We start from the raw sequence: 24,678 nt of genomic DNA on the forward strand, positions 1-24,678 counted from the left end.
ACCGAAAGAGCGTCAGGATCGGAGAAAATCGATGTTGGAAATCGACCAGCTAAGCATTGAGTACGGCGCAAAGGACACCCAGCCGACCATTGCGTTGCAAAACGTCAATCTCTCTGTTCAATCCAACGAATTCATCGTCGTCCTGGGAGCATCAGGCTGCGGCAAAACTACTTTGCTCAATGCGATAGCCGGGTTTATCGCCCCCACGCGCGGCGAGATCCGGGTCAATGGCATGCCAGTGACCGGGCCAGGGAAGGATCGCGGCGTCGTGTTTCAGAAGCATGCGCTCATGCCATGGATGTCGGTGATCGAGAATGTGGAATTCGGCCTGCTTCTGCAAGGTCTCCCCCTGCATGAGCGGCGCCCCATAGCAATGGAAAACCTGAGGCGCGTCGGGTTGTCCAAATCGGCGAGCACACCCGTTTACGAACTATCCGGCGGTATGCAGCAACGCGTCGGGCTGGCCCGCGCAATCACCGCCTCGCCGGATGTCATGTTGCTCGATGAGCCATTGGGGGCCCTCGACGCTTTCACCCGTGAATCCATTCAAGGACTGCTGCTTGAACTGTGGCACGAAACGCAACGCACGTTCTTTTTCATTACCCACGATGTCGAGGAAGCGCTGTTTCTTGCCACGAAACTGATCGTGATGGCGCCGTCCCCAGGGCGCATATCTCACGAATATTCACCTGAATTCTCAAGGAAATTCATGGGGTCGAAAGACGCAAGACAAATCAAATCCGCATCCGATTTCATCGAAATGCGCGAACATGTCCTGAGCGTGGTCCGCGATGTATCGTCCGGAGGACACTGATGAGCACTACGAAAACAGAAGACAATCGCGTGGCCGAATCCGCCCCAAACAAACACAGACGGAAAAACGGCAGAAATCCAGCAAGTCATTTCGGCTCGAACGAACACAAAACCACACGCATCAGCGTGGTCACGGTGATTTTTCTGCTGGGCGCATGGTGGATGACCACGTATTTCGGACTGGTCAAGCCGCTTTTCCTGCCCTCGCCCGATGCCATTTACAATGCATTCTATAAAGCGCTTTTCAGCACACTGCCGGGACAGCCGAACCTTCTGGACAACACCCTGATCAGCCTTGCTCGAGTATTCGGCGCATTCCTGCTGGCTGTCGTCACCGCCATCCCGCTGGGACTTGCGATGGGTACATCGCGGATAGCCAACGGCATCTTCGACCCGATCATCGAATTTTATCGTCCACTCCCACCACTTGCGTATCTGCCGCTCGTGATCATATGGCTCGGTATTGGGGAAACCGCCAAGATCGTCCTGATATACCTCGCCTGCTTCGCGCCGCTGGTCATCGCCACCAAGGCCGGCGCGCGCACGGTACCCCGCGAACAGATCAACGCAGCCCTGTCTCTCGGCGCCAGCCGCTGGCAAGTCCTGAGATACGTCGTACTACGCGGGTCGATGCCGGAAATCATCACCGGTATGCGCATTTCGATCGGTTTTGGATGGACCACTCTGGTGGCCGCGGAAATGGTGGCAGCCAACACAGGTCTAGGACAGATGGTCCTGAAAGCCTCCAATTATTTGCGTACCGATGTCGTGATCATGGGCATCATCATCATCGGTCTACTGGCCTTGTTCATCGATCTGATCATGCGCAAGGCGGAAAAACTTTTCGTCCCCTGGAAAGGGAAAATGTAGACGTTTCGAATTCGGCCGGTGGCCAGTGCCGATCCTTTGCATCATCGGCATAGGCCTGTGGACCCGCGCCACTCGCGTATCGGACCTCATCGACTTACCGCATCGGGGGAAATCATGCACAAGGACCGCTTTGGCCACACCGTAACAGGCGCTAATACGGAAGCACTGGAAAGCTATGAATGCGCACTCGAAGCATTCAATATCTATCGGGGTGATCCCGTCGGCCTGATCGACCAGGCCCTTGAGGCGGCACCCGGGTTCGTGATGGCCCATGTTCTCAAGGCCTACATGTTCGGGCTGGCGACCGAGCCCGAAGGCACCCGCGAGGCTGCACGGCTGTTGGCCGTGGCCAGCGAACTGAGTTGCAATGAGCGCGAATCCTCCCATGTGGCCGCACTGAGGCCGTTGATTGCCGGTAACTGGACCGCTGCGGCGACCGCGCTCGACCTCCACAACCTGCACTACCCTCACGATCTGCTGGCCCTGCAAGCAGGCCATCTCATGGATTTCTATCGCGCCAATTCACGCAACCTGAGGGATCGCATAGCACGCGTGCTGCCACTGTGGTCACGCGAAATGCCGGGCTACTCGATCGTATTGGGTCTGTATTCCTTCGGCCTGGAGGAAACCGGCGCCTACGCCCACGCGGAAGACACGGGGCGTGAAGCGCTCGACAGGCAACCCCTGGATTGCTGGGCCCACCACGCGGTCGCCCATGTGATGGAAATGCAGGGTCGCGTACAGGATGGCATTGGCTGGATGAGCGAACGCGAACCCTACTGGTCCGGCGAAGACAATCTTTTCAAGGTGCACAACTGGTGGCACAAGGCGCTCTACCACATGGACCTGGGCCAGGTCGAACGGGCATTCGACATCTACGATCGTCACATCGCTCCCGATCTCGGCGGCGTCGCCCTGAATCTGGTAGATGCGTCGGCCCTGCTCTGGCGGCTGCATCTGTCGGGCCTGGCAGTGGGTGATCGTTGGCAGGCAGTGGCCGACGGCTGGGACGAACTGGCCGACGGCAAGCTTTACCCCTACAACGACTGGCATGCGGTGATGGCTTACCTTGGCGCCAACCGTGGCGATCGCGTCGATGCCATCATATCGGCATTCGATCAAGCCTCGTCCCAGTCCGAGACCGATACCTGGGCACAGGCCATCGGCATGCCCCTGGTCCGTGGATTTAGCGCCTTCTGGCATGAGGATTACGCCACCTCGGCAAAGACGCTTCATGGGGCGCGCTTCATCGTCAATGCGTTCGGCGGCAGCAATGCGCAACGCGATGTGATCGACTGGACGCTCGCCGAAGCCGGACTGCGCAGCGGCGACAGCGGTATCGCCCGCGGCATCGCCAACGAGCGTCTGGCCCTCAAGCCGCACAGCGGATTGAACCGGGACTTCCTATCCCGCGCGTTGGCGATGGGCGACGGGGCTGTCTGACGCTATAAGAGGGAGTCCTGCCCAAACGGCCATCGATCGTGCAAACGGCTTCAGGTCAGCTCGCGCAATATCCTCAAACCAAGGTTGGTATCGAGCTCGTCGGCCAGGCGTGGCCGCCTGGCCGCGCTGCGGGCGAGCGCTGCAGGATCGAACCATGAGCCGCCGCGCGTGGTCAGGCGTGACGGCGCGCCCGACGAAGGATGCGCGTGGCCATCGGAGTCGACATCGCCCAGGTCGTCACACCAGGGGCTGAGGGTCATTTCCCACACGTTGCCGTGCATTTCGTGCAACCCCCACAAGTTCGCCGGCAGGCTGCCGGCTTCGCGCAAGCGCGCCCACGGCAGGCAGCCAGCCGGCCGACGGACACCCGGCGGATAGGGGAAAGCGGGATTGTAGCTAACCTGGCTGCAATCGACGGACTTGCCGAAGGCAAACGGCGTCCGCGTGCCTGCACGCGCGGCATATTCCCATTCCGCCTCGGTTGGCAGACGATAGCGGTAGCCGGTTTGCCAGGATAGCCAATCGACATAGGCCTGGGCCTCGCGTGGCCGCAGATTGATCATCGGCTGCAGCCCCAGCGACTGGATCAGGTCCGGACGCGGTCGCCAGCCGCTCTCGCGGGCGTAATGTCCGAACGCATCGGCCGTGACCGTGCAACGCCCCAAGGCAAACGCGTGCTTCAACCGGACGTAGCGCAATGGCCCCTCCACCGGCTCCCGCCCAGGCTCGTCTTCCGGCGAACCCATCTCGAAATGGCCGGGCGGAATGACGACCAGGGCAGGTCCTTCCCCGCCGTCCGCCAAAGTGTCGGCGAAACACACCGGCACACCGGCCGCGACAGCGGCGGCTTTCTGTCGGGCACAGCGTGCCCGCGCGTCGAGTTCGTGCATCAACGTCAAGGATTCTGCTTCCGGTCCCGCACGTCTATCCGTCATGACAGTCCCCCATCACGGTCGGCCGGCCAAGACGACGGCCGGCCGCGCTTGCACTATGCTGACGAGTGATCGGCCCCGCATGCGACGGGGAACCCTCGCCGCGCAGGCCTGTCCCATTCAATGAAAGGATGGCACATACACGCAAGCACGGAGGTCCAGCATGAACGTGACCCGGCTAGACGATGGCCACCTCGCCATCGAAATCGACATCCCCACCGCCGAGAAGCTCTATCAGGCCGTCAACAAGCATGCGGTGGACATGACCAACGGCGCGCTCGAACTCGCGAGCCTGTTGCAGGAGGCCTACTACGACGCCTCCCACACCTTTCGGCAGCCGCCGCACGCCTTCGACGAACACCACCCGCGGCACCCGGTATCGGAGGACTAGGCCATGCGTATCGTCAAACGCGACAAGCAATCGGTCACCATCTCGCTCAGCGAGACCAAGGCGCAGGATCTGCTCGACGGCCTGCTGGCGCATCCGGAGTTGGGCGACGCAGCCGCCGAGTTGGGCGCAAAGCTGAAGGAGGCTGGCGTGCAGCCGCCGCGCCACGAGGATCACATCCGCTACGAGCACGCATCGCCGTTGAACCACTAGAGGCGCGGCGCCAGCCGCCAGTTCTGCAACCGGCCCGGCCGCAAGCGGTCGGGCCGGGCCGCCGTGGCGGCCTCATTCGATCAGCGGCGCCTCCGGTCCAGGCATCGCCTTGCATTCGTTGAAAATGCGGCGACTGCAGTGGCGGCAGATGTCGTGATCGAGCTTGCGGCGCACGATATCGGCGATCGCCTCGCTCTTGTTCAGATAGACATTGTCCCAGCCGATCTTGTCGAGATAGTCGCCGCGCCGCAGGGTGTTCCACGGCTCCTCCTTGAGCCGGTAGAGCGACAGGCTGCCGCCCGCCGCACGTCGGCTGGTGGCTTCTCGTGTGAGGAACTCGGCCCCCGCCACGTCGACGAAGTTCACGCCCGAGGCCACCATCAGCAGGTGCTTCTGGCGCGGCTCGCGCTCGGTGAATTCGCGCAGACGCTCGGCCACGTAGTTGACCGCTCCGAAGAACAGCGAGCCGTCGACGCGTACAATCTTGAGCTGCGGACACTCGGGCAGCTCGGCATCGGTGTTGAACTTGCGGTTGGGCAGGCGGGCGTCCGGCACGCGAACGCGCACGTTGGGCCGCGAGGTGCGGTTCAGATACACCAGCAGCGACGCAATGATGCCGACCATGATGGCGAATTCCAGCTCCATCAGCAGCGTGGAAAAGAAAGTCACGGCGAGCACCATGGCCTCGGTGCGGCTGGTCTTGAAGATCAGCGAGATATGGTGGAAATCGATCAGCCCCCAGGCCACCAGCATCAGGATGCCGGCCATCGCCGCATTCGGCAGGTAGGCGGCGAGCGGCGCCACCAGCAGCACCACGACCATCAGCAACAGGCCGGCGAACACCGCGGCCAGCGGCGTACGCGCGCCGGCGGCGTAGTTGACGCCGCTGCGATTGAAGGAGCCGGTGGCGACATAGGCCGAAAAGAAGCTGCCGACCATGTTGGACAGCCCCTGGCCGATGAACTCCTGATTGCCGTCCACGTGTTGGCCCGAGCGCACCGCCAGCGAGCGCGAAATCGACACCGCCTCGGTCAACGCGAACAGCGTGACGGCGATCGCGCCGGGCAACAGGTGCTTGATGGTCTCGGGCGAGAAATCCGGCATCGACAACGGCGGCAGCGAGGCCGGCAGGGCGCCGACGGTCTTGATGCCCGTGACCGCCTGCCCCAGCGAGGTGTTGAACAGGTAGGCGACCACGCTGCCGAAGATCATCGCCGCGATCATGTACGGGAATTTCGGCAGGAAGCGCTTGAACAGCAGCCCCGACACCAGGGTCGCGACGCTGACGGCGACGACGTAGGGATTGATTTCGACGATGTGCGTGCCGATGTGCAGCAATACCTCATGCGGGTGCAGACCGCGCGGGATATCCATGCCAAGGAAATGCTTGAGCTGACTGGCCGCAATCAGAATCGCGGCGCCGGCGGTGAAACCGATCACCACCGAATGGGAAATGAAGTTCACCAGTGTGCCCAGACGCGCGAAGCCCAGTCCGAGCTCGATCACGCCGACCATGAACGTCAGTGTCAGCGCCAAGGCGACATAATGGGCCGTACCGGGTTCGGCGTAGGCCGAGAGCACCGAGAACAGCACAATGGAGCCGGCCGTGGTCGGGCCCGACACCAGGTGCCAGGAGGAGCCGAACAGCGCCGCGATGATGGCCGGCACCATGGCCGCGTAGAGGCCGTATTCGAGCGGCATGCCCGCGATCGCGGCGAAGGCCACGCCCTGCGGCAGCACCACCACCGCCCCGGTCAAGCCGGCCATCAGATCGGTACGGAAACTGCGCCGGTTCACGTTCGGCAGCCAGGCCATGAACGGGAACAGCGTTTTTACCCAGATGGGCGGACTGCGGCGGACACCGGCTTCCAAGGGCTACCTCCTGCGCGATGGGCTTGAATGCCCTCACAAAAATTTTGGCATTATAGCGCTTACCCGGGCCTTAGCCGAGCAGGCGGTAATATTCTGATATAGCCTATAGCCTATGGGTACTCCACGCGACACCACGCCGACCTGGCACGCAGAACCGGCCGAGGCCGTGCGCGAACGGCTGGACAGTCCGTCAGGCGGGCTGGATCCCGGCGTTGCGGACGCCCGCTTGCGTCTGCACGGCCCCAACCGCCTGCCCGCCCCTGCGCAGCGCGGCCCGCTGCGCCGCTTCCTCGCGCAGTTCCATAACCTGCTGATCTACGTGCTGCTGGGTGCCGGCGCGATCACGCTGCTGCTGCAACACTGGGTCGACGCCGGCGTCATATTCGGCGTGGTCGTCATCAATGCCCTGATCGGCTTTCTGCAGGAAGGCCGCGCCGAGCGCGCGATGGCGGCCATCCGTGCAATGCTGTCGCCGCAGGCAACCGTCGTGCGCGGCGGCCAGATGCGCAGGATCGACGCCCAGTCGCTGGTGCCCGGCGACCTGGTCCGTCTCGAGGCCGGCGATCGCGTCCCCGCGGATCTGCGCCTGCTGCAGGCACGCAATCTGCGCATCGACGAATCCAGCCTGACCGGGGAATCCCTGCCGGCCGACAAGCGGATCGACCCGCTGACCGAGGCCACACCGCTCGCGGACCGCCGCAATATGGCCTATTCGGGGACGCTGGTCGTCAGCGGGCAGGGCGCCGGGCTGGTCGTCGCTACCGCAGCCGGCACCGAACTCGGTCGCATCAACGCCATGCTCGCGGCCATCGAGCCACTGACCACCCCGCTGCTGCGCCAGATCCACGGGCTGGCCCGGCGGCTGACGCTCGCGATCCTGACCCTGGCGGCACTGACCTTCGGATTCGGGGTCGGACTGCACCGCCAAGGCATGCTCGACATGTTCCTGGCCGCCGTCGCCTTCGCGGTGGCCGCCATTCCTGAAGGGCTGCCGGCCATCATCACCATCACCCTCGCCATCGGCGTGCGCCGCATGGCCGAACGCCATGTCATCATCCGCCGGCTGCCGGCGGTGGAGACGCTCGGCGCGGTAAGCGTGATCTGCAGCGACAAGACCGGCACCCTCACCCGCAACGAAATGACCGTAGTCTCCCTGGTCACGGCCACCGCCGACTACGTCGTCGAGGGCGCCGGCTACGCCCCGACGGGTGAAATCAGCACCGCCGACGCCGCCCCCAACGCCGGCGACCTCGAGGAACTGCTGCGGGCCGGCCTTTTGTGCAACGACGGCGGCCTCGAACTCGAGGCCGGTCAGTGGTCGGCCGTGGGCGATCCGATCGACGCAGCCCTGGTCGCGGCGGCGCGCAAGAACGGCCTGGACGCGAACGCGGAAAGCGATGCCTGGCCCCGGCTCGACGCCATCCCCTTCGAAGCCGGTCTGCAGATGATGGCGACCCTGCACCGCGATCAGCAGGGGCGCGCATTCGTCGCTCTCAAGGGAGCGCCCGAACGCGTGCTCGCGCGCTGCGCCACCCAACGCCGCAACGGTGTCGACGAAGCGCTCGACGCCGGGCACTGGCAGGCGCGCCTGGAACGGCTGGCGGACAGCGGACAGCGGCTGCTGGCCCTCGCCATCCGCCCCATGTCGTCCGACACCGGCTCGCTCAGCCATGCTGCCCTCGAAGACGGCTTCAGCCTCCTTGGCCTTGCCGGCTTCATCGACCCGCCGCGCGAAACGGCCGCCGCCGCCGTGGCATTGGCCGCACAGGCCGGCGTGGATGTGAAAATGATCACCGGCGACCATGCCCGCACCGCGGCAGCCATCGCCGCCGGCCTGGGCATCCACGGCATCCGCCCGCCGCTCACCGGCGGCGAACTCGACGCGCTCGATGCCGCCGCGCTGGCCACGGTAGTCCGCGATACCGCGGTATTCGCGCGCATGGCGCCCGAACACAAACTGCGCCTGATCGAAGCGCTCCAGCAGGACGACCACGTGATCGCGATGACCGGCGACGGCGTCAACGACGCGCCCGCGCTCAAGCGGGCCGATGTCGGCGTCGCCATGGGGCGCAAGGGCACCGAGGCCGCCAAGGAAGCGGCCGAGATCGTGCTCACCGACGACAACTTCGCCGCCATCGTCGCCGGCATCGAGGAAGGCCGCACGGCCTACGACAACATCCGCAAGTCGATCCTGTTCATATTGCCGACCAATGGCGCCGAAGCGCTGGTGATCATGTCGGCCGTCGCCGCCAACGCCCTGCTGCCGATCACCGCCGTACAGATTCTGTGGGTGAACATGATCACCGCCGTCACCCTCGCGCTCGCGCTCGCGTTCGAGCGCCCCGAGGCCGATGTCATGCGCCGTCCGCCGCGCGCGCCGGCCACCCCGCTGATCTCGCGCTTCCTGCTGTGGCGCATCCTGCTCGTGTCGCTGCTCCTGCTTGCCGCCGTGGATGCGGTCTTTTACGGGGCGCTGCTGCTGGGAGCCGGCATCGATACGGCGCGTACCGCGGCGGTTAACATGCTGGTGCTCGGCGAAATGGCCTATCTGCTCAACGCCCGCTACCTGAGCGCGTCGACGCTCAACCGCGAGGGCCTCGGCGGCAACCCCTGGGTACTGCTCGCACTCGCGCTCACCGCCGGCATCCAGCTCCTGTTCACCTATGCCGCACCGATGCAGACGCTGTTCGCCACCGCCTACCTGCCGTGGTACGCCTGGCCGCCGATGCTCGCGCTCGCGGTCTGCGTGTATCTGCTGGTGGAGCTGGAAAAACGCCAGCTGCGCCGCCGCGGCCTTGATCGGCGGCGCTAGCTCACGCATGCTCAGCTGCCCCGACACCATCCAGCGCCCATGCCCAACACGCAGCCGCCCCCTCTCCCGCCCGCCACCCTGATCGAAGCCAATGTGCAGGCCGCACTGGCCGAAGACCTCGGCAGCGGCGACCTCACCGCCGCGCTGATCCCCGAAAACGTCAGCGCCCGCGCCGAGGTGATCACCCGCGAGGACGCGGTCCTCTGCGGCCAGGCTTGGTTCGAGGCCGTCTTCCGTCAGCTGTCGCCGAGCATCGCTGTCGTGTGGGCCGCAGAGGAGGGTCGGACGGTGGCGGCAAACACGCTGCTGTGTACCCTGCAGGGCCCGGCGCGGCCGCTGCTCAGCGGCGAACGCACCGCGCTCAACTTCCTGCAGACCCTGTCGGGCACCGCCACCGCGACGCGGCACTATGCGCGCCTGCTGGCCGGCACCCGCACGCGGCTGCTCGATACCCGCAAGACCCTGCCCGGATTGCGTGCGGCACAGAAGTACGCGGTCGCCTGCGGCGGCGGCCAGAACCACCGGATGGGGCTCTACGACGCCATCCTGATCAAGGAAAATCATATCGCCGCAGCCGGCTCCCTCACCGCCGCGGTGCGCCGCGCGCGCGAGATCGCGCCCGATGTAACGGTCGAGGTCGAAACCGAGCATCTCGGCGAACTCGACGAGGCCCTGGACGCCGGAGCCGACATCATCATGCTTGACGAGTACAGCCTCGACGACATGCGCACCGCAGTCGCACGCGCGCGGGGGCGCGCCCGCCTGGAGGTATCGGGCGGCGTCGACGAGGCGCGCCTGCGCGAGATCGCCGAAACCGGCGTCGACTACGTCTCCGTCGGCGCGTTGACCAAACACCTGCGGGCCACGGATCTGTCGATGCGCTTCACCTTCGCCGCCGGCGGCTGACATGCCGCCGGACCTGCGCCCGCGCGCACGGCTGCGCAGCATGGGCCATGCCTGGCGCGGCCTGCGCTGGATGCTGCGCAGCCAGGCCAACGCCCGCGTACACCTGATCTTGACGACACTCGTCATCGGTGCCGGTCTGGCGACCAGGCTGGATGCCTGCGAATGGACGCTGCTGGTGCTGGCGATCGCCCTGGTTTGGGTCGCCGAGGCGATGAACACCGCCATCGAGTGCCTTGCCGACGCGCTGCATCCCGAACATCACCCGCTGATCGGGCGCGCCAAGGACGTCGCCGCGGGCGCGGTGCTGCTGGCGGCGCTCGGCGCGCTGGCTGTCGGCGTGCTGATCCTGCTGGGGCGTTTCGGCTAGACCGCGCGCGGCGACGCCACTACCACCACTTCTCGTAGATCAGCTGCGCCGGCGATAGCCCGCCGTGGCTGAGATCGCGGGCCATGTCGTCGACGAAGCCCGGCGGGCCGCAGAAGTAGTAGAGCGCGTCGCAATCGACGCCGGCCTCGTCGAGCAGCACCCGGTTGATGCGGCCCTCGAAGCCGCTCCAGTCGCGATTGAGCGGCTGGGTCACGGTGTAGAAGCAACGAATGTTTTCGCGCGCGGCGCTCATCGCGTCGAGTTCCTCGCGGAACAGGATGTCCTGCGGATCGCTGACGCTGTAGATCAGCGTCGCCGACACATCGGGGGCGGTCGCATACACATGCCGCAGGATGCTCAACAGCGGTGTGACGCCGATACCGCCGGCCAGCAACACCAGCCGGTCGCCCATGTGACGCTCGTAGCGGAAGCCGCCCTGCCCGCCGGAGATGCCGACCGTGTCGCCGACGCGCGCACGATCGTGCAGGTAGTGCGTGACGGCGTGGGTCTTCGAATCCTTGACCGCGAGCTGGATACGCCCGCGCACGCCCGGGTCGGACACGATGGAATAACCGCCCACCGAAACCTGATCCTCGACACGGGCGTACAGGTCGATCCACTGCCCCGGCAGAAAGGCGAATGCCTGGTCGCCGTAATCGAGCCAGAACGACTTGATCGTGGGCGATTCGCGCCGTATCTCGACGATCTCGGCGCGGAAATCGCCGCCGGCGAGCGGCTCATGCGGCTCCGCCGGCGTGGCCTGCGGGTCAGAAATGGAGCCGGATGCCAACGTGCAGTGCGTTGTCGAGCTTGTATTCCCCATAGTTCTTCAGGTCGGTCTGCAGGACGCGATACCCGGCATAGGCCGTCGCGCCGGGCGTAACCTCGATCTGGTAGTCCAGGCTGAGGTCGGAGAAGGACTTGCCTTGGCCGAAGGTGGTGATATCGGGGGCGTAATAGCCTTCGAGCACCACGGCCATGGGCATGCGGTAGGGAATAGTGTATTTGACCAGACCGCCGAGCGCGATTGCCCCCACATTGTCATTGGGTTTGTCGATCGAACCGGCATACGCCTTGACGCCCAGTCCAAAACTCAGCGGCGTTTCACCTGCCGCCAACCCTTCGACCTTGACGCTGGCATTGGCCATCACGTCGTGGCGGCTGTTGACGAATCCGCCAAAACCCACGATGCCGCCGCTGTAGCCCAAGGCACTCGAACCGGTGTAGAACTGAAGTTGGGCGGTATGGTTGCCAAGCTGGAAATCCAGGCCGTTGGCCATCGCTGCGGAACTCGCCGCCAGCAGACCGGCTCCAAGGACAGTCACAATGCGCATAGTGTCACCTTAAGAACAGTAGAACAGAGGGTTGGACGGAATCCCGGCAAACCGGGGCACGGCGGGGAACAAGTCTATCATTCCCGGCCCGAACGCCGTCCACCGTCGCCATTCAACGACGCGGAGCGACAGAATATGATGCGACTGGTCACCATGGCAGGCGCCACCGTCGGCGGCTGGCTGGGCTGGGATATCGGCCAGCCCGGCGGCACCGGCATGGCCTTCGCGCTCAGCAGCGCGGGCACGCTGGCTGGCGTCGTACTGGGCTGGTGGTTGGTTCGACGGTATCTGGAGTAAGACCGCGCGCGGCGCCGATGGGCCTATAATTCCACCGAATTACCGCCGGGACCCCATCATGCGCCTCACCCTGGACGCGCTCAACGTGCTCGACGCCATCGAGCGCAAAGGCAGTTTCGCAGCCGCAGCCGAGGCCCTCCACCGCGTGCCCTCGGCGGTCACCTATACCGTACAGAAGCTGGAGCAGGATCTGGACGTGACGCTGTTCGACCGCAGCGGGCATCGCGCACGACTGACCGAGGCCGGCCGCAAGCTGGTAGTGGAAGGCCGACACCTGCTGCGCATGGCCGACGATCTCGAATCGCTGGTCAAACGCGTGTCCACCGGCTGGGAAACCGAGCTACGCATCGCCGTCAGCGACCTGATCCCCATCTCGCGGCTGTACCCCGTCCTCGAAGAATTTTATGCGGCCGGACACGGCACCCGCCTGCGCCTGAGCGAAGAAACCTTCGGCGGCAATTGGGATGCCCTGATGAGCGGCCGGGCGGACCTGGTCGCGGGCGCGCCGGGTGACGGCCCGCCCGAAGGCGGCTACAACGTGCAGCCGCTCGGCGAAGTCGAGTTCGTCTTCGCCGTCGCGCCGCATCACCCATTGGCCCGCGCGGCGGAACCGATCCCCGAGTCTCTGATCCGCAGTCACCGCGTCATCGTGGCCGCCGATTCCTCTCGCCATCTGCCACCGCGCAGCTCGGGCATCGCCGGTACCCAGGCCATCCTGACCCTGCCCAGCATGGAAGCCAAGCGCGAGGCCCAATGCCGCGGCCTGGGCATCGGCTATCTACCGCGCCACCTGATCGCGCGCGACCTCGCCAGCGGCCGTCTGCTCACCCGTCAGGTCGCCGCCGACGTCCCCAAGCCCCGGCTGTCGCTCGCCTGGCGAGGCAATGCCGAAGGGCGCGCGCTGGCGTGGTTCCTCGAACGCCTCTCGCACCGTGACTGGCTGGAAGGCATCATCGGCTGACTCGCCGCGCGGCATCGCCCTCAGACCAGCCGCGGCAAATCGAAAAGCAGCGCCTCCAGGTCCTCGCCGGCCGTCAGCCGCAAGGCATCGCCGGCATCGGCTTCCACCGCATCGCCCGCCGCCAGCGCCATGCCGTCGAGTTCGCCCGCGCCGCGTGCGATGAACAGATAGCTCACGCGCCCTTCGCCGGGCGCATGGTCCAGCCTCTGCCCGGCGGCCAGCAGGGTGGCGTAGAGCGCCACGTCCTGATGCACTCGCACCGAACCTTCGCGCCCGTCATGCGAGGCCACCAGACGCCAGCGGTCGCTGCGTTCCGCAGCGGGATACGCGCGTTGCTCGTAACCCGGCGTCAGTCCGGCCGTGTCCGGCAGGATCCATATCTGCAGAAAATGCACCGGCTGAATCTGCGAAGCATTGTACTCGCTGTGACTGACGCCAGTGCCTGCACTCATGCGCTGTACCTCGCCCGGGCGGATCAGCGCCCGGTTGCCCATGTTGTCGCGGTGCTCCAGCGCGCCCTCAAGCACGTAGCTGACGATTTCCATGTCGCGGTGCGAATGGGTCGGGAATCCGGCACCCGGCGCCACGCGGTCCTCATTGATCACGCGCAGGTGCGAAACGCCCATATGACTGGGATCGTAATATCCCGCGAACGAAAAGCTGTGCCGACTCTCCAGCCAGCCGTGACGGCCGCGACCGCGTTCCTCACTCTTGCGCAGCTTGAGCATGATGCGTCTCCCGTCGATGCCCTGAATGGATGAGGGATACAGCCTAACGCTTGCCAAGCGGCGGTGGGTGAAGGCTTTTGCACGACTCGATCAGGGAATTCGATGGCTCGCTTGTGGACGCGGGACTGCGCCCCCATATGTGCGTGAGGCTCACAACGCTTTCCCGGACGATGGATAAATCGCGCATCTACCGCATCGTTTTCCACAACCAGGGCAGTCTCTACGAACTGCACGCGCGCAAAGTGGCGCAAAGCGGTATGTACGCCTTCCTGGAGGTCGAGGACATCGTCTTCGGCGAACGCTCGCAGGTGCTCGTCGACCCGACGGAAGAACGCCTCAAGGCCGAGTTTGCCGGCGTCAAGCGCACCTACATACCGCTGCAGGCGGTGGTCCGCATCGATGAGGTCGAGAAGGTGGGCGCCAACCGCATCCTCGCCGAGGGCGGCAGCGCCGGCGGCAAGATCGCGGCCTTCCCCTACCCTGCGCCACCCAGACCGACCGAATAGGCCCTCGCGCTCAGGGCAGCAGCACCAGCTTGCCCGTCACGCGGCCTCGTTCGATCTCCGCATGCGCCGCTGCCGCCTCGTCGAGCGGATAGCGCCGGCTGACGTGCACGCGCAAGCTGCCACGCTGGATCAGCTTGGCGCAGCGATCCAGGATATCGCCCTGATGCGCACGCGCCTCCGGCAATGCCCGCAGCAACGGCGTCAACATCAGCTCGAAACCGATTTTCAGGTTACGCGTGCGCGCCTCGCCCCAAGCCGTTCCGGTGTCCGGTTCGAGCAGGGTGATCAGACTGCCGTAGTGCGCCGTGGCCGCCACGCTGCGCGCAAAGGTCTCGCCGCCGACCGTGTCCAGGCACACGTCGACGCCGCGTCCGCCTGTCCAGGCCAGTGTCGCCGCGACGAAATCCTCGCGCCGGTAATCGATGACGTGGTCCGCACCGAACTCGCGCACCAGGGCCGCCTTTTCCGGCGTGCCGACGGTGGTTGCGACGCGTGCGCCCGCCCATTTGGCCAGCTGGATGGCGACATGGCCCACACCGCCGGCGCCGGCATGCACCAGCACGGTCTGACCACCCTGCAGCCCGGCGCGATCGAACAACCCTTCCCAGGCCGTCAGCAGCACCAGTGGCCCGGCCGCCGCCTCGGCGAAATCCACGCCCGCCGGCTTACGCCTTGCAACGGCGGCATCGATCACGGTGTATTCAGCGTAATTGCCAGGTTCCCGGCCCAGGCCACCATTGCAGTACCAGACCTCGTCGCCCGGCGCGAGACCGGTGACGGCCTCCCCGACCTCTGCGACCACGCCGGCGCCATCGAGCCCCAGGATGATCGGCAACGCATCCGGGAAAAACGGCCCGCGGCTGCGGATCTTGGTATCGATCGGATTCACGCCGGCAGCCCGCACATGCACCCGGACCTGACCCGGCCCGGCGATGGTCGGCGCCGCCATGTCCACCGGGCGCAGCACTTCCGGCCCACCGGCCGCCGTCATCTGTATCGCTTTCATGGTCGTCCTCCCAACCGATCCGGCTTGCGGGCGCATGCCCGGGCTTGATCCCGCGACGATAGCGCATTCGCCGGCGAGCGGCTCTGGACGAGGACAAAAAAAGGTCCGGCACGACGTGCCGGACCCAATGGAGAACATCTGCAGACCCTAAGTCGTACCGGGAAGATGACGCTGACACCCCCCGGCTGGAGGGAGATGACTTAAGGCACGATAAGTTTAGCCAATGCCTGGATTTTCGACAAGTATTAATTATATGGACATAAGAGACTATGTCTGGCTCGCCACGGGGCGCGTGGGATCGCGGATCCATTCGCTCCATGAACCCGGATACAAACGCCCGCCGGGCAGACCGGCATGCGCCATCGCCAGCAGCAGATGGCAGGCGGTAACCCCGGAACCGCACATCGCGACGAGAGCCTCCGGCAGATGATCGTCCAGCAATGCGTCGAACTGTGCGCGCAATTCCGCGGCAGGCAGGAAACGGCCGCGCGCGTCCAGCAGCTGTGTAAAGGGGTGGTTGACGGCACCCGGCACGTGCCCGGCCACCGGGTCGATCGGCTCGATCTCGCCCCGGAAGCGCGCGGCGGCGCGTACGTCGACCAGCCGGCATCGACGGGCGGCCAATGCGGACTGAAGCGCCTGGGCCTCAAGGGTCATGGCTTCGACCGGATGCCCCGTAAACGAGCGTGGCGAAGGCCGCGGCACATCCGTCTGCTGCGGGCGACCGCTTTCGCGCCAGGCATCAAGGCCACCATCGAGCACGCTCACCTCGGCATGTCCGAGCCAGCGCAGCAGCCACCACAGACGGGCGGCGTAGGCGCCGCCTGCGTCGTCGTAGGCCACCACACGCACGCCCGGGCCGATGCCCCATTCGCCGCAACGCGCGGCAAACCCTTCGACGTCCGGCAGGGGGTGCCGTCCCGTCTGCGGTCCGGTGGGCCCGGAAAGATCCTCGTCGAGATGCGCATAGACCGCGCCTGGCAGGTGGCCTGCCCGATAGGCCTCTCGCCCCGCCTCCGGGCGGGCGAGATCGAAGCGGCAATCGACCAGCACCAGGTCTCCGGCGCTGTCGAGCGCCTGGGCGAGACGCTCGGTATCGATCAAGCAGTCGCTCATCGGCTCAACGCTCCACCGCCTGTCCGCCCGCCGCCAGCGCAGGGCAGGCCACATCGGTTCCGCCAAGACCGCAATAGCCACCCGGATTCTGCGCGAGATACTGTTGGTGGTAATCCTCGGCCAGGTAAAATGCCCCAGCCGACCCGATCTCGGTGGTGATGGCGCCACGACCCGCCGCGCTCAGCGCCGTCTGATAGACCTCGCGCGAGGCCTGCGCGGCCGTCAGGGAGGCGGCGTCGTGCGCCAGGATCATCGATCGGTACTGGGTGCCGACGTCATTGCCTTGGCGCATCCCCTGGGTCGGATCGTGCGCCTCCCAGAAGCTGCGCAGCAGCTCGGCAAACCCGATCGCCTCCGGGTCGTAGACTACCCGTACCACCTCGGCATGCCCGGTCAGGCCAGAACAGACCTCCTCGTAGGTTGGATTCGGCGTATGGCCGCCGGCGTAGCCGACCGCCGTCACCCAGACGCCCGGCAACTGCCAGAAACGCCGTTCCGCCCCCCAGAAGCAGCCCAGGCCGAACGTCGCCAGACGCATGCGTTCGGGATAAGGCGGCAGCAGCGGACGACCGTTCACGCGGTGCGGGGCGGGAGCCGGCAGGGCCTCGCTGCGCCCCGGCAGAGCTTCCTCCGCACTCGGCAGGGGGCGTCCCTCGCGATGAGACCAGAACATGAGCGCGATCCTCCTCGATCTGCGACAGGCAGCCTATTCGTCGGGGGTATAGCCGCGAATGATGTAGCCGCCGGATTTCTCGTCGTGCTCCAGCGTCAGCAAGCCTTGGGTCTGGGCCTCCTCCAGTAGCGCACTGAAGGTGCGAAAACCGTAATAGGACTCGCTGAAGCCGGGTTTGCGGCGCTTGAGGGTCTGCTTGACCATAGAACCCCAGACCTTCTCTTCCTCGCCGCGTTCCTCGAACAAATCCTCCACCGTGGCCATCAGCAGGTCCAGCGCCTCCTGTGCGCGTGCTTCGCCGTCGACCTCCGGCTCCGCCTCGCTCCCGGCGGGCGGCGATTTGCGCGTCGGGGCCGTCCTGGCTGCGGGCTTGCGGGCCCGCGAGCGGCGCGGCTTGACGGTGGCGCGGACCAGATCGTCGTAATAGATGAACTCGTCGCAATTGGAAATCAACAGGTCCGAGGTCGATTCCTTGACGCCGACCCCGATGACCACCTTGTTGTTCTCGCGCAACTTGCTGACCAGCGGCGAAAAATCCGAATCGCCGCTAACGATGACGAAGGTATCGAGATGGGCCTTGGTGTAGCACAGATCCAGGGCGTCGACGACCATGCGGATATCGGCCGAATTCTTGCCGGACTGCCGCACGTGCGGGATCTCGATCAGCTCGAAGGCGGCCTCGTGCATGGCTGCCTTGTATTCCTTGTAGCGCTCCCAGTCGCAATAGGCCTTCTTGACCACGATATTGCCCTTGAGCAGCAGGCGCTCGAGAATCTCGCGCATTTCGAAACGCGCGTAGCGGGCGTCGCGCGCGCCCAGGGCGACGTTCTCGAAATCGCAGAACACCGCCATGTTGCGGGTCGGCTCAGCCATGCGCGGGGCACCATGCGCATGCCGAGACGCGCGTGCCGGTGTAAGCTGTCATTCGGTTCACCTTCGGTTGCCCCATGTCGCTTGCATCCTATCTGATCCCGACCGTTATCGTCGGCTATCTCGCTTGGCAGTGGCGTCCGTTGCTGCGCGCGCGACGTCAGCGCGGCCGGACCGTCGCGGGACTCGAACGGCTGTTTCCCGGGCACGTGCCGGACAAGGCCGCAGTCTACTTCTGGAGTCGACACTGCGTCATGTGCCACGGCATGACACCGGTGATCCGGCGACTGGGCGAGGAACGCGGGGATGTGGCCTGTGTCGACGCCGAGCAGGAAATCGAACTGGCCAGGTCGCTGGGCGTGATGGCCACACCCTCGCTGGTGCTGATACGCCGCGGTCGAATCGCGCGCGTCGTGGTCGGCGCCCAGTCGGAGCCGCGCATCCGCCGCCTGCTCGACGAGACCTTCCCCGAAACCGCCGACACGGGCGTCTGACCCGCAGGCGAGCTCAGACGCGGCCGACACCCCGCACCGGCATGCTGGCAAGCGTCGGCGGCGTGGCCGGCACATACCCCATGTGACGCATGTCCGCTGGCGGCATCCCATGATGCAGCAGCGCCGCCGCAGCCAGCACCAGCACGCCCAGGGCGGCTTCCAGGTGCACCGCGCGCGCGCAGCGCGACAGCAGGTAGGCGCCGCCTCGTGTCGCCGATAGCGGCCGCCAGCCCGGCACTCTCTGCCAAAACGACGCCGGCGCGGTCGGCATGCCGACCCAGCGCTGCAGGGCCGGCACCTTGTGATAGCGGTTGTGCCCGCCGAGGTAGACCATCCAGATCACCAGGGCGACCTTGACGCTCAGAATCTGGCCGTAGCGGCTTTGCCACAGATCGCCGATGCCGTCGAGGCCGCCCCAGGCATTGTAGATACCGGAGGCCACGATGGCGGCCAGCGCCAGCGTGGCCACGCGCGACAGCCGCGCGAACACCTCGGCCGCGAGTGCGCGCTCGATCTCCACCTGGCGCAACAGCAGCGGGAACACCAGCAGCGACATGGCGAACAGGCTGCCCACCCAGATGCCGCTGGACCATACGTGCAGGCAGTCGACCCAAACGCCGCCGGAATAGATACCCTGATCGCCCGCATGTCCCGTGGCGCTACGCGAAAACACGACGACCAGCAACGCCAGCATGGACACCGGCGCGGCCACGGGGCGCAGCGAACGCGAGCCCCCCCCCAGCCAGCACAGCCAGAGCACGCCGACCGCCGCCATCCGCACCTGCCAGATATGGCCATACTGGGTCTGTTGCAGCACCAACGGCAGATCGGTGGGCAACGAAGCGAACGGCGCGCCGCTGAATTCCAGCGTGCGCGCGACGAGCAGGACGGCGCTGGCGGCCGTCAGCAACGCCAGCGCGGCGCCAAGCCCGGCCCAGAGGCGTTGATGGAAATGCCCCGGCGCATGCCGGGGCATCACCCAGAGGCAACAGGCCAATACCCCCGCGCAGGCGGAGATGGCCATCACGTCCAGCCAGGTCGCAAGGACGAAAAAGGCTTCCATGACGCCAGCCTAACCGACGTGGAACGGAAACTTGCCCTCGGTATGGTGACCGTCGCGCGCGACCACGCTCCACTTCACCCAGTACTGTCCTGCCGGCAACGGCTTGACCGCCGTTTCCAGCAGGCGCGGATGGCCTGCGGGGACATGGGCGCCGCCGGTACTCACGACCTGCCCGGCGCTGTTCACCACGCTGATCTTGGAGAACAGTGCATTGAGATCCGCGTCGAACCAGATGCGGACCTGCTTGGGCGCGCTCGCCACCGATGCGCCGACCTGCGGCGAGGACTTGACCGGAAAGGCATGCGCCCATGCGGGCAACGACACGGCAAGACCGGCCAGCAAACCGAGAACCACGCCCAAGCGTTTCAGAACACGCAACATGTGACACCTCCTGTTTATAGGGATACCCCCGCCCGCCGGCTAAGGCCGGTCTCGTCCGCGGCTCAACCGAAGATCGGCGCGCCGAGGCTGTGCGGCAGCACATCATCCAGATAAACGTCGATGCCGACCAGTATGCCCACGTGATTGCCGGAGGCGCGGTTCGCTGGAATCTGCGCCTCGACGCCGAGCTGATAGTACTTGCCCACCCAGATCACGCCGGGATTCACGCTGCCGGTACGGTCAAGGCTGCCGCTGCTGGCGCACACGGAATAGCTGTCCACGCACTGGGACATGGTGTACTCGACGATCGGCACCATATTGTTGAACGGCGCGCCAAGACCCACATCCTTCACGAAGCTCTGCAGGTACGGAATGCTGTACTGCAGCGACACGCCCCAGTTGAGCATCTTGGGCTGCGTGGAATCGGAGGGCATATCCTCCGAAATCGCACCTGAAATCGCCAGCGGGCGCAGGTACTTCACCGACCACGGCAGGTCGCCGAAGCCCTTGCCGAAGGCGAATTCGGGGGAAATCGTGGAGAAGTTGCTGTCCATGCCGCCGCTGCCGCTGTTCGCCAGCGTGTCGCTCAGGGCCAGCATGCCGATGGCCTCGTGCGGGCCGTTGACGAACAACTGGTAGGCCGCGCCGATGGTCACGTTGTCCCAGCCGCTCTGGTTGGGTTGTCCGGGCTGGGTGATCCAGTTGTAGTCGGAGGCGATGCTCAGACCGAATTTCGGCGTGATGGTCTTGGCGTAGGCGAAGGCGAGATTCTTGGTGGTCACGCCATCGGCCTTGATCTGGCTGTAATTGGTGGAAAATTCGTTGGCCACGCCCGGATCGTCGAAGCTCATCGTCGCCGGGAACACGCGCATTCCTGCCACCGCATGGGCCCAACCCGCCGCCGGCGCGGCCAGCGCCGCCGCGGCCATCATCCCGAGACCCAGCTGTTTGAGTGAGTGGTGTCGCATCCTCATTGCCTCCTGCAAATATAGTGGTTTTTGATAAGGCGGGATTATCATCATAAAAACTTAATCTTGTCTCTGCGACGAAGTGTCGCAGGGATCGATTGCGCATAAATGGGATGATTTGCGGCAGAAAACGGAACTATCATGGCGGCTTACGGCTCGAAGCAGCCGAGCACGCCTCCCGGCATCCGCATCGCCAGGCCGGGAGATGACAGGGTGAAAAGCATGAACGCCGCAGTCAGCGAGGCCACGCGCAGTCCGGGCAGCCCGGGCAAGACTAACCTCCAGCGCCTCTACGTGATGCGCAATCTCGCCGTCGCAGCGCAGCTCGGCGCGATCATCGTCGCGCGCGAGCTGTACCGCATCCACCTGCCGCTCGACCCGCTGCTGCAGATCATCGGCGGCCTGGCCGTGATCAACGTGCTCACCTGGCTGCGCCTGCAGAGCGCGCGCGACTGCGGCGAACGCGAGTTCCTGTTCCAGCTGCTACTCGACATCGGCGCGCTGACCGCGGTGCTCTATTTCACCGGCGGCGCCACCAACCCGTTCGTCGGCCTGTTCCTGCTGCCGCTGACCATCGCCGCCACGGTCCTGCGCCCCTATTACACATGGCTGCTCGCCGGCATTACGGTGCTGGCCTACACCTGGCTGATGACCCACTTCGTGCCCATGCCGCCATCGCTCGGCGCCGCGGCCACCGGCTTCGATCCCATGGTGACCGGCATGTGGCTGCGTTTCGTGATCAATTCCGCGCTGATCGCGTATTTCGTGGTCGGCATGGCGGAAACGCTGCGCCAGCGCGAACGCACCCTGGCGCAGGCGCGCGAGGAGACGTTGCGCAACGAACGCCTGGTCGCGCTCGGCATGCTTTCCGCCGGTGCCGCGCACGAACTCGGCACACCGCTGGCCACGCTGGCCACCCTGACCGGCGAACTGCGGCGGCGCTACAAGGGCGCCGAATACGAGGAACTGCAGGAAAGCCTGGGACTCATGCGCGGCCAGATCGACCGCTGCAAGGAAGCGCTCGGTGAAATTTCCGCCTCGGCGGGCGGACAGCAGGCCCAGGCCGGACACGTCGTACCCGTGCGCGGCTACCTGCTCGACACCCTCGAGCAGTGGACGCTCATGCGCCCGGGCGTCAGCGTCAAGCCGCGACTCGCGGGACCGGAGGCCCAGCCGCGCATTCTCACCGAGCGCACGCTGTCCCAGGCCATCATCACCATGCTCAACAACGCCGCCGACGCATCGCCCCAAGCGGTCGAGCTCAATGCCGAATGGGATGACCAGCACCTGATTCTGGAGGTCTGCGACCGGGGAGCCGGCCTTGCGCCGGCGGCCTCGGCGACGGTCGGACAATCGCCCTTCTCCACCAAGGAGCAGGGCTTAGGCCTCGGCCTCTATCTGGCCCACGCTGCCATCAAGCGGGTCGGCGGTCAGGTGTCCCTGCTCGACCGCCCTGGCGGCGGCACCTGCGCGCGGGTCGAGCTTCCCCTTAACCGACTCTCAGCGACCTAAAACCATGACATCACTCGCGACAAGCCCCCTTTCCGCTCCCCGACCCTCCCTGCTGCTGGCCGAAGACGACGAAATATTCCGCCACGTGCTTTCCCGCGCGCTCAACGAGCGCGGCTACGAAGTGATCGCGGCCAGGGACATGGCCGACGCCGAAAGCCTCGCCGATCAGCACAAGCCGGCCTACGCCGTGGTCGACCTGCGCCTCGGCGAGGATTCCGGCCTCGAACTGATCGACCGGCTGGCGCGACTCTCGCCCGGCATACGCGCCGTGATCCTGACCGGCTACGCCAGCATCGCCACCGCCGTGGAGGCCATCAAGCTGGGGGCCATCTATTACCTCACCAAGCCCGTGGACGCCGACGAGGTCGTCGCCGCGCTGCACCGCGACGAAGGCGACCCCGGCATCACCCCGGCCGAGCGCCCCTGCTCGGTCAAGCGCCTGGAATGGGAGCACATCCAGCAGGTGCTGCAGCAGTGCAACGGCAACATCTCGGAAACCGCACGCAAGCTGGGCATGCACCGGCGCACCCTGCAGCGCAAGCTGCAGAAGCGCCCGGTGCGTCACTAGGCGCCGACCGCGACCCCTGCCGGGCGCCGCAGATCGAGCACCGGCAGGCCCTGGGTCCGCGCGCGTTCGACCAGGTCCGGCGTACCGCGCCCCCCGGGGAAGGCCACGAGGAAATCCGGACGCCCCAGCTCGAACATGCGCCGGTGGCAGTCCGGGCCGGCCGCAAAGCCGCGGCGGCGCCAGTCGGCAGCGAACACTTCGGTGGCGATGCCCTGCTGTTCCGCCCAGGCCTGTGCCAGTCGATCGACCTCGCTGCGGCCGGCATGGATCACGCAGGCGATGGGCCAGCGTTCGTGCACGGTGTAGAGCGCATGGTAGACACGCGAATGCGCATTGTCCGCCGCGCCGCCCGCCACGAGCACCCGCCTCACGGCTGCTTTCTGCGCGCCAGCCAGGCCTGCGCAGCCCGGGTTGCCCGCGCCGTTTCATCCGGCCCGATCTCGTCCGCGAGCGCGTGCAGCACCGGCCGCCACTGCGGCGAGCGGCTGGCCGCCAGCCAGTACCAGCGGTAAGCGCGCGCACGATCGCGGCGCACGCCCTGCCCGAGGTAATAGGCATCGCCCAACTCCGCCAGCGCACGCGCGCTGCCGAGTTGCGCGGCGCGCCGGTACCACGCCACGGCCTTGGCCGGATCGACCGCGACGCCCCGCCCGAAGCGGTACAGATACCCCAGGTTGAGCGCCGCGGTGCGATTGCCCGCGGCCGCCGCGCGCAGATAGTCCCGCCGCGCGCGCGCGGGCTTGCCCGCACTTTCCCAGTAGGCCCCCAGCCAGTTCATGGCCACCGCGTCGCCGCGGTGGGCGGCGGCATCGAGACGCAGGTAGGCGCGCGCGTCGTGCGCCAGCGCCATCACCGCCAGCCGATGCCCCTGCGCCGAACTCATGTCGGCGTCTGCGACCGGCGGCAACAGCAATCCGAGCAACACCAACCCTGCGATGTGCCGAGTCATTCCTGACGCACCCGGCGCGGCCCGAACATCGAGGACACCACCGGCTGGCGCGCAAGCTGATGGATCACCACGATGCCCACATGGCCAAGCCAATAGGCCCAGGCCAGGTAGGAGATGAGGTTGTGGGTTTCCGACACGGCCGTGAAGATTGCCGCGCCGTGCATACCCTTGAAGGAAGGGCGCAGCAGCAGATTGAGCACGCCGGTCAGGCCCATACCGGTCATGATCAGGAACCCGAGACCGTGGATATAGCTCGGCAGACCCACTCGCGGGCCGGACTCCGGCAGCTGCCCGCGCAGCAGCCCGCGCAGATCCGCGAGCACCGCCCGGCGGCCGCTCGGATACCAGGGAAACAGCTGGGTCACATACCAGCCGTTGCGATAGCGGACGATCCAGACCCAGTGGGCGGTGACCAGGCAGGCCGCAGTCACGCCGATGATCTGGTGCATCAGAAACACATCCGCCGTCTGGGGCGTTGACATGTCGAGACTGCTGAACAGCTGAAACGTGATGGTCAGGGCCATCCCCAGATGCAACCAGCGTATGGTCGGATCCCAGGAGCGGCCCATATCGGGCGCGTGCATGGTCATCGTGTCGCCTCCGGTGGTTCGATCTCGCCACGCACCCCGTGGGGAT

Annotated in this window: 29 protein-coding genes; 14 read left to right on the forward strand and 15 right to left on the reverse strand. The window is 66.0% G+C overall.

All coding sequences use genetic code 11. The features are described from left to right. Positions 1 to 31: 31 nt before the first annotated feature. The 3 genes from THPRO_RS07375 to THPRO_RS07385 all read left to right on the forward strand — a co-directional run bounded on the left by THPRO_RS07375 (position 32) and on the right by THPRO_RS07385 (position 3,126). Positions 32 to 814 carry a taurine ABC transporter ATP-binding protein gene (locus tag THPRO_RS07375; RefSeq protein ID WP_038089067.1) on the forward strand — a complete coding sequence of 261 codons (783 nt, stop codon included), beginning with the start codon at positions 32 to 34 and terminating at the stop codon, positions 812 to 814. Further along, positions 814 to 1,683 carry an ABC transporter permease gene (locus tag THPRO_RS07380; protein WP_052064242.1) on the forward strand — a complete coding sequence of 290 codons (870 nt, stop codon included), beginning with the start codon at positions 814 to 816 and terminating at the stop codon, positions 1,681 to 1,683. Before THPRO_RS07375 ends, THPRO_RS07380 begins: the two co-directional genes overlap by 1 nt. A gap of 114 nt (positions 1,684 to 1,797) precedes the next feature. Next, positions 1,798 to 3,126 (forward strand): tetratricopeptide repeat protein, encoded by a 1,329-nt coding sequence (locus THPRO_RS07385; protein WP_065089438.1) that lies wholly within the window; start codon positions 1,798 to 1,800, stop codon positions 3,124 to 3,126. Between the two features lie 50 nt (positions 3,127 to 3,176). On the opposite strand, the gene THPRO_RS07390 is transcribed toward THPRO_RS07385, so the two are convergent. Beyond that, complete coding sequence (locus THPRO_RS07390) at positions 3,177 to 4,016, reverse strand: formylglycine-generating enzyme family protein (protein WP_052064243.1); 840 nt, start codon at positions 4,014 to 4,016, stop codon at positions 3,177 to 3,179. A 205-nt stretch (positions 4,017 to 4,221) separates the two neighbouring features. On the opposite strand from THPRO_RS07390, the gene THPRO_RS07395 reads away from it, so the two are divergent. Continuing rightward, positions 4,222 to 4,449 (forward strand): hypothetical protein, encoded by a 228-nt coding sequence (locus THPRO_RS07395; RefSeq protein ID WP_038089071.1) that lies wholly within the window; start codon positions 4,222 to 4,224, stop codon positions 4,447 to 4,449. 3 nt (positions 4,450 to 4,452) lie between these two features. After that, a complete protein-coding gene (locus THPRO_RS07400) occupies positions 4,453 to 4,659 on the forward strand; it encodes a hypothetical protein (RefSeq protein ID WP_038089073.1) in 207 nt (68 codons plus the stop codon). A gap of 72 nt (positions 4,660 to 4,731) precedes the next feature. On the opposite strand, the gene THPRO_RS07405 is transcribed toward THPRO_RS07400, so the two are convergent. Beyond that, the gene (locus tag THPRO_RS07405) at positions 4,732 to 6,474 is read right to left on the reverse strand and encodes a SulP family inorganic anion transporter (RefSeq protein ID WP_052064276.1); all 1,743 of its coding nucleotides are present in this window, start codon (positions 6,472 to 6,474) and stop codon (positions 4,732 to 4,734) included. Between the two features lie 169 nt (positions 6,475 to 6,643). Here THPRO_RS07405 and THPRO_RS07410 point away from each other — a divergent pair, with 169 nt between their 5' ends. From THPRO_RS07410 to THPRO_RS07420, 3 genes are read left to right on the forward strand one after another with little or no spacing between them, the layout of a single operon-like run. Further along, positions 6,644 to 9,343 carry a cation-translocating P-type ATPase gene (locus THPRO_RS07410; protein WP_065089439.1) on the forward strand — a complete coding sequence of 900 codons (2,700 nt, stop codon included), beginning with the start codon at positions 6,644 to 6,646 and terminating at the stop codon, positions 9,341 to 9,343. Positions 9,344 to 9,382: 39 nt separating this feature from the next. Beyond that, complete coding sequence (gene nadC, locus THPRO_RS07415; RefSeq protein ID WP_038089074.1) at positions 9,383 to 10,249, forward strand: carboxylating nicotinate-nucleotide diphosphorylase; 867 nt, start codon at positions 9,383 to 9,385, stop codon at positions 10,247 to 10,249. A 1-nt stretch (position 10,250) separates the two neighbouring features. After that, positions 10,251 to 10,616: a diacylglycerol kinase family protein gene (locus tag THPRO_RS07420; RefSeq protein WP_038089075.1), complete on the forward strand. Its 366-nt coding sequence runs from the start codon at positions 10,251 to 10,253 to the stop codon at positions 10,614 to 10,616. 19 nt (positions 10,617 to 10,635) lie between these two features. On the opposite strand, the gene THPRO_RS07425 is transcribed toward THPRO_RS07420, so the two are convergent. Then, positions 10,636 to 11,406 carry a ferredoxin--NADP reductase gene (locus THPRO_RS07425; RefSeq protein ID WP_236717273.1) on the reverse strand — a complete coding sequence of 257 codons (771 nt, stop codon included), beginning with the start codon at positions 11,404 to 11,406 and terminating at the stop codon, positions 10,636 to 10,638. After that, complete coding sequence (locus tag THPRO_RS07430) at positions 11,384 to 11,950, reverse strand: YfaZ family outer membrane protein (protein ID WP_065089440.1); 567 nt, start codon at positions 11,948 to 11,950, stop codon at positions 11,384 to 11,386. Before THPRO_RS07430 ends, THPRO_RS07425 begins: the two co-directional genes overlap by 23 nt. 135 nt (positions 11,951 to 12,085) lie before the next feature. Here THPRO_RS07430 and THPRO_RS16970 point away from each other — a divergent pair, with 135 nt between their 5' ends. Both THPRO_RS16970 and THPRO_RS07435 read left to right on the forward strand, forming a co-directional pair. Further along, positions 12,086 to 12,247, forward strand: coding sequence for a hypothetical protein (locus THPRO_RS16970; RefSeq protein WP_161489949.1), 162 nt, complete (start codon positions 12,086 to 12,088; stop codon positions 12,245 to 12,247). Between the two features lie 58 nt (positions 12,248 to 12,305). Then, a complete protein-coding gene (locus tag THPRO_RS07435) occupies positions 12,306 to 13,208 on the forward strand; it encodes a LysR family transcriptional regulator (RefSeq protein WP_038089077.1) in 903 nt (300 codons plus the stop codon). A 20-nt stretch (positions 13,209 to 13,228) separates the two neighbouring features. Here the strand turns inward: THPRO_RS07435 and THPRO_RS07440 are convergent, their stop codons facing one another. Next, entirely contained in the window at positions 13,229 to 13,936 is a 708-nt protein-coding gene (locus THPRO_RS07440) for a pirin family protein (RefSeq protein WP_065089441.1), read from the reverse strand. Positions 13,937 to 14,106: 170 nt separating this feature from the next. On the opposite strand from THPRO_RS07440, the gene THPRO_RS07445 reads away from it, so the two are divergent. Beyond that, positions 14,107 to 14,442, forward strand: coding sequence for a DUF1820 family protein (locus tag THPRO_RS07445; protein ID WP_038089080.1), 336 nt, complete (start codon positions 14,107 to 14,109; stop codon positions 14,440 to 14,442). A 10-nt stretch (positions 14,443 to 14,452) separates the two neighbouring features. On the opposite strand, the gene THPRO_RS07450 is transcribed toward THPRO_RS07445, so the two are convergent. The 4 genes from THPRO_RS07450 to THPRO_RS07465 form a co-directional block, all read right to left on the reverse strand. Beyond that, positions 14,453 to 15,448: a zinc-dependent alcohol dehydrogenase family protein gene (locus tag THPRO_RS07450; RefSeq protein ID WP_038089085.1), complete on the reverse strand. Its 996-nt coding sequence runs from the start codon at positions 15,446 to 15,448 to the stop codon at positions 14,453 to 14,455. 267 nt (positions 15,449 to 15,715) lie between these two features. Then, positions 15,716 to 16,564, reverse strand: a complete 849-nt coding sequence (locus THPRO_RS07455; protein ID WP_038089233.1) for a sulfurtransferase — start codon at positions 16,562 to 16,564, stop codon at positions 15,716 to 15,718. A 4-nt stretch (positions 16,565 to 16,568) separates the two neighbouring features. Further along, positions 16,569 to 17,237: a peptide-methionine (S)-S-oxide reductase MsrA gene (gene msrA, locus THPRO_RS07460; RefSeq protein WP_065089442.1), complete on the reverse strand. Its 669-nt coding sequence runs from the start codon at positions 17,235 to 17,237 to the stop codon at positions 16,569 to 16,571. Between the two features lie 33 nt (positions 17,238 to 17,270). Next, positions 17,271 to 18,110: an NYN domain-containing protein gene (locus THPRO_RS07465; RefSeq protein ID WP_038089088.1), complete on the reverse strand. Its 840-nt coding sequence runs from the start codon at positions 18,108 to 18,110 to the stop codon at positions 17,271 to 17,273. 74 nt (positions 18,111 to 18,184) lie between these two features. Between THPRO_RS07465 and THPRO_RS07470 the strand changes: the two genes are divergently transcribed. Then, positions 18,185 to 18,601 carry a thioredoxin family protein gene (locus THPRO_RS07470; RefSeq protein WP_052064245.1) on the forward strand — a complete coding sequence of 139 codons (417 nt, stop codon included), beginning with the start codon at positions 18,185 to 18,187 and terminating at the stop codon, positions 18,599 to 18,601. Between the two features lie 13 nt (positions 18,602 to 18,614). Here the strand turns inward: THPRO_RS07470 and THPRO_RS07475 are convergent, their stop codons facing one another. The 3 genes from THPRO_RS07475 to THPRO_RS07485 all read right to left on the reverse strand — a co-directional run bounded on the left by THPRO_RS07475 (position 18,615) and on the right by THPRO_RS07485 (position 21,013). After that, positions 18,615 to 19,664, reverse strand: a complete 1,050-nt coding sequence (locus THPRO_RS07475; RefSeq protein WP_038089091.1) for a copper resistance D family protein — start codon at positions 19,662 to 19,664, stop codon at positions 18,615 to 18,617. 9 nt (positions 19,665 to 19,673) lie between these two features. Further along, a complete protein-coding gene (locus THPRO_RS07480; RefSeq protein WP_038089095.1) occupies positions 19,674 to 20,045 on the reverse strand; it encodes a copper resistance CopC family protein in 372 nt (123 codons plus the stop codon). A 62-nt stretch (positions 20,046 to 20,107) separates the two neighbouring features. Next, entirely contained in the window at positions 20,108 to 21,013 is a 906-nt protein-coding gene (locus tag THPRO_RS07485) for a hypothetical protein (protein WP_052064246.1), read from the reverse strand. A gap of 222 nt (positions 21,014 to 21,235) precedes the next feature. Between THPRO_RS07485 and THPRO_RS07490 the strand changes: the two genes are divergently transcribed. Next, the gene (locus THPRO_RS07490; RefSeq protein WP_038089098.1) at positions 21,236 to 22,525 is read left to right on the forward strand and encodes an ATP-binding protein; all 1,290 of its coding nucleotides are present in this window, start codon (positions 21,236 to 21,238) and stop codon (positions 22,523 to 22,525) included. A 4-nt stretch (positions 22,526 to 22,529) separates the two neighbouring features. Then, positions 22,530 to 23,093 (forward strand): response regulator transcription factor, encoded by a 564-nt coding sequence (locus THPRO_RS07495; protein WP_052064247.1) that lies wholly within the window; start codon positions 22,530 to 22,532, stop codon positions 23,091 to 23,093. Here the strand turns inward: THPRO_RS07495 and THPRO_RS07500 are convergent. The 3 genes from THPRO_RS07500 to THPRO_RS07510 are packed head-to-tail and all read right to left on the reverse strand — an operon-like array spanning position 23,090 to position 24,632. After that, positions 23,090 to 23,464, reverse strand: coding sequence for a DUF2493 domain-containing protein (locus tag THPRO_RS07500; RefSeq protein ID WP_065089444.1), 375 nt, complete (start codon positions 23,462 to 23,464; stop codon positions 23,090 to 23,092). The two genes, THPRO_RS07495 and THPRO_RS07500, sit on opposite strands and share 4 nt — an antisense overlap. After that, the gene (locus tag THPRO_RS07505; RefSeq protein ID WP_082954513.1) at positions 23,461 to 24,042 is read right to left on the reverse strand and encodes a tetratricopeptide repeat protein; all 582 of its coding nucleotides are present in this window, start codon (positions 24,040 to 24,042) and stop codon (positions 23,461 to 23,463) included. The genes THPRO_RS07500 and THPRO_RS07505 overlap by 4 nt, the downstream gene beginning before the upstream one ends. After that, entirely contained in the window at positions 24,039 to 24,632 is a 594-nt protein-coding gene (locus THPRO_RS07510; protein ID WP_052064250.1) for a cytochrome b/b6 domain-containing protein, read from the reverse strand. Before THPRO_RS07510 ends, THPRO_RS07505 begins: the two co-directional genes overlap by 4 nt. Positions 24,633 to 24,678: the final 46 nt, after the last annotated feature.

The sequence above is a fragment of the Acidihalobacter prosperus genome (assembly GCF_000754095.2).
Taxonomy (GTDB): Bacteria; Pseudomonadota; Gammaproteobacteria; order DSM-5130; family Acidihalobacteraceae; genus Acidihalobacter; species Acidihalobacter prosperus.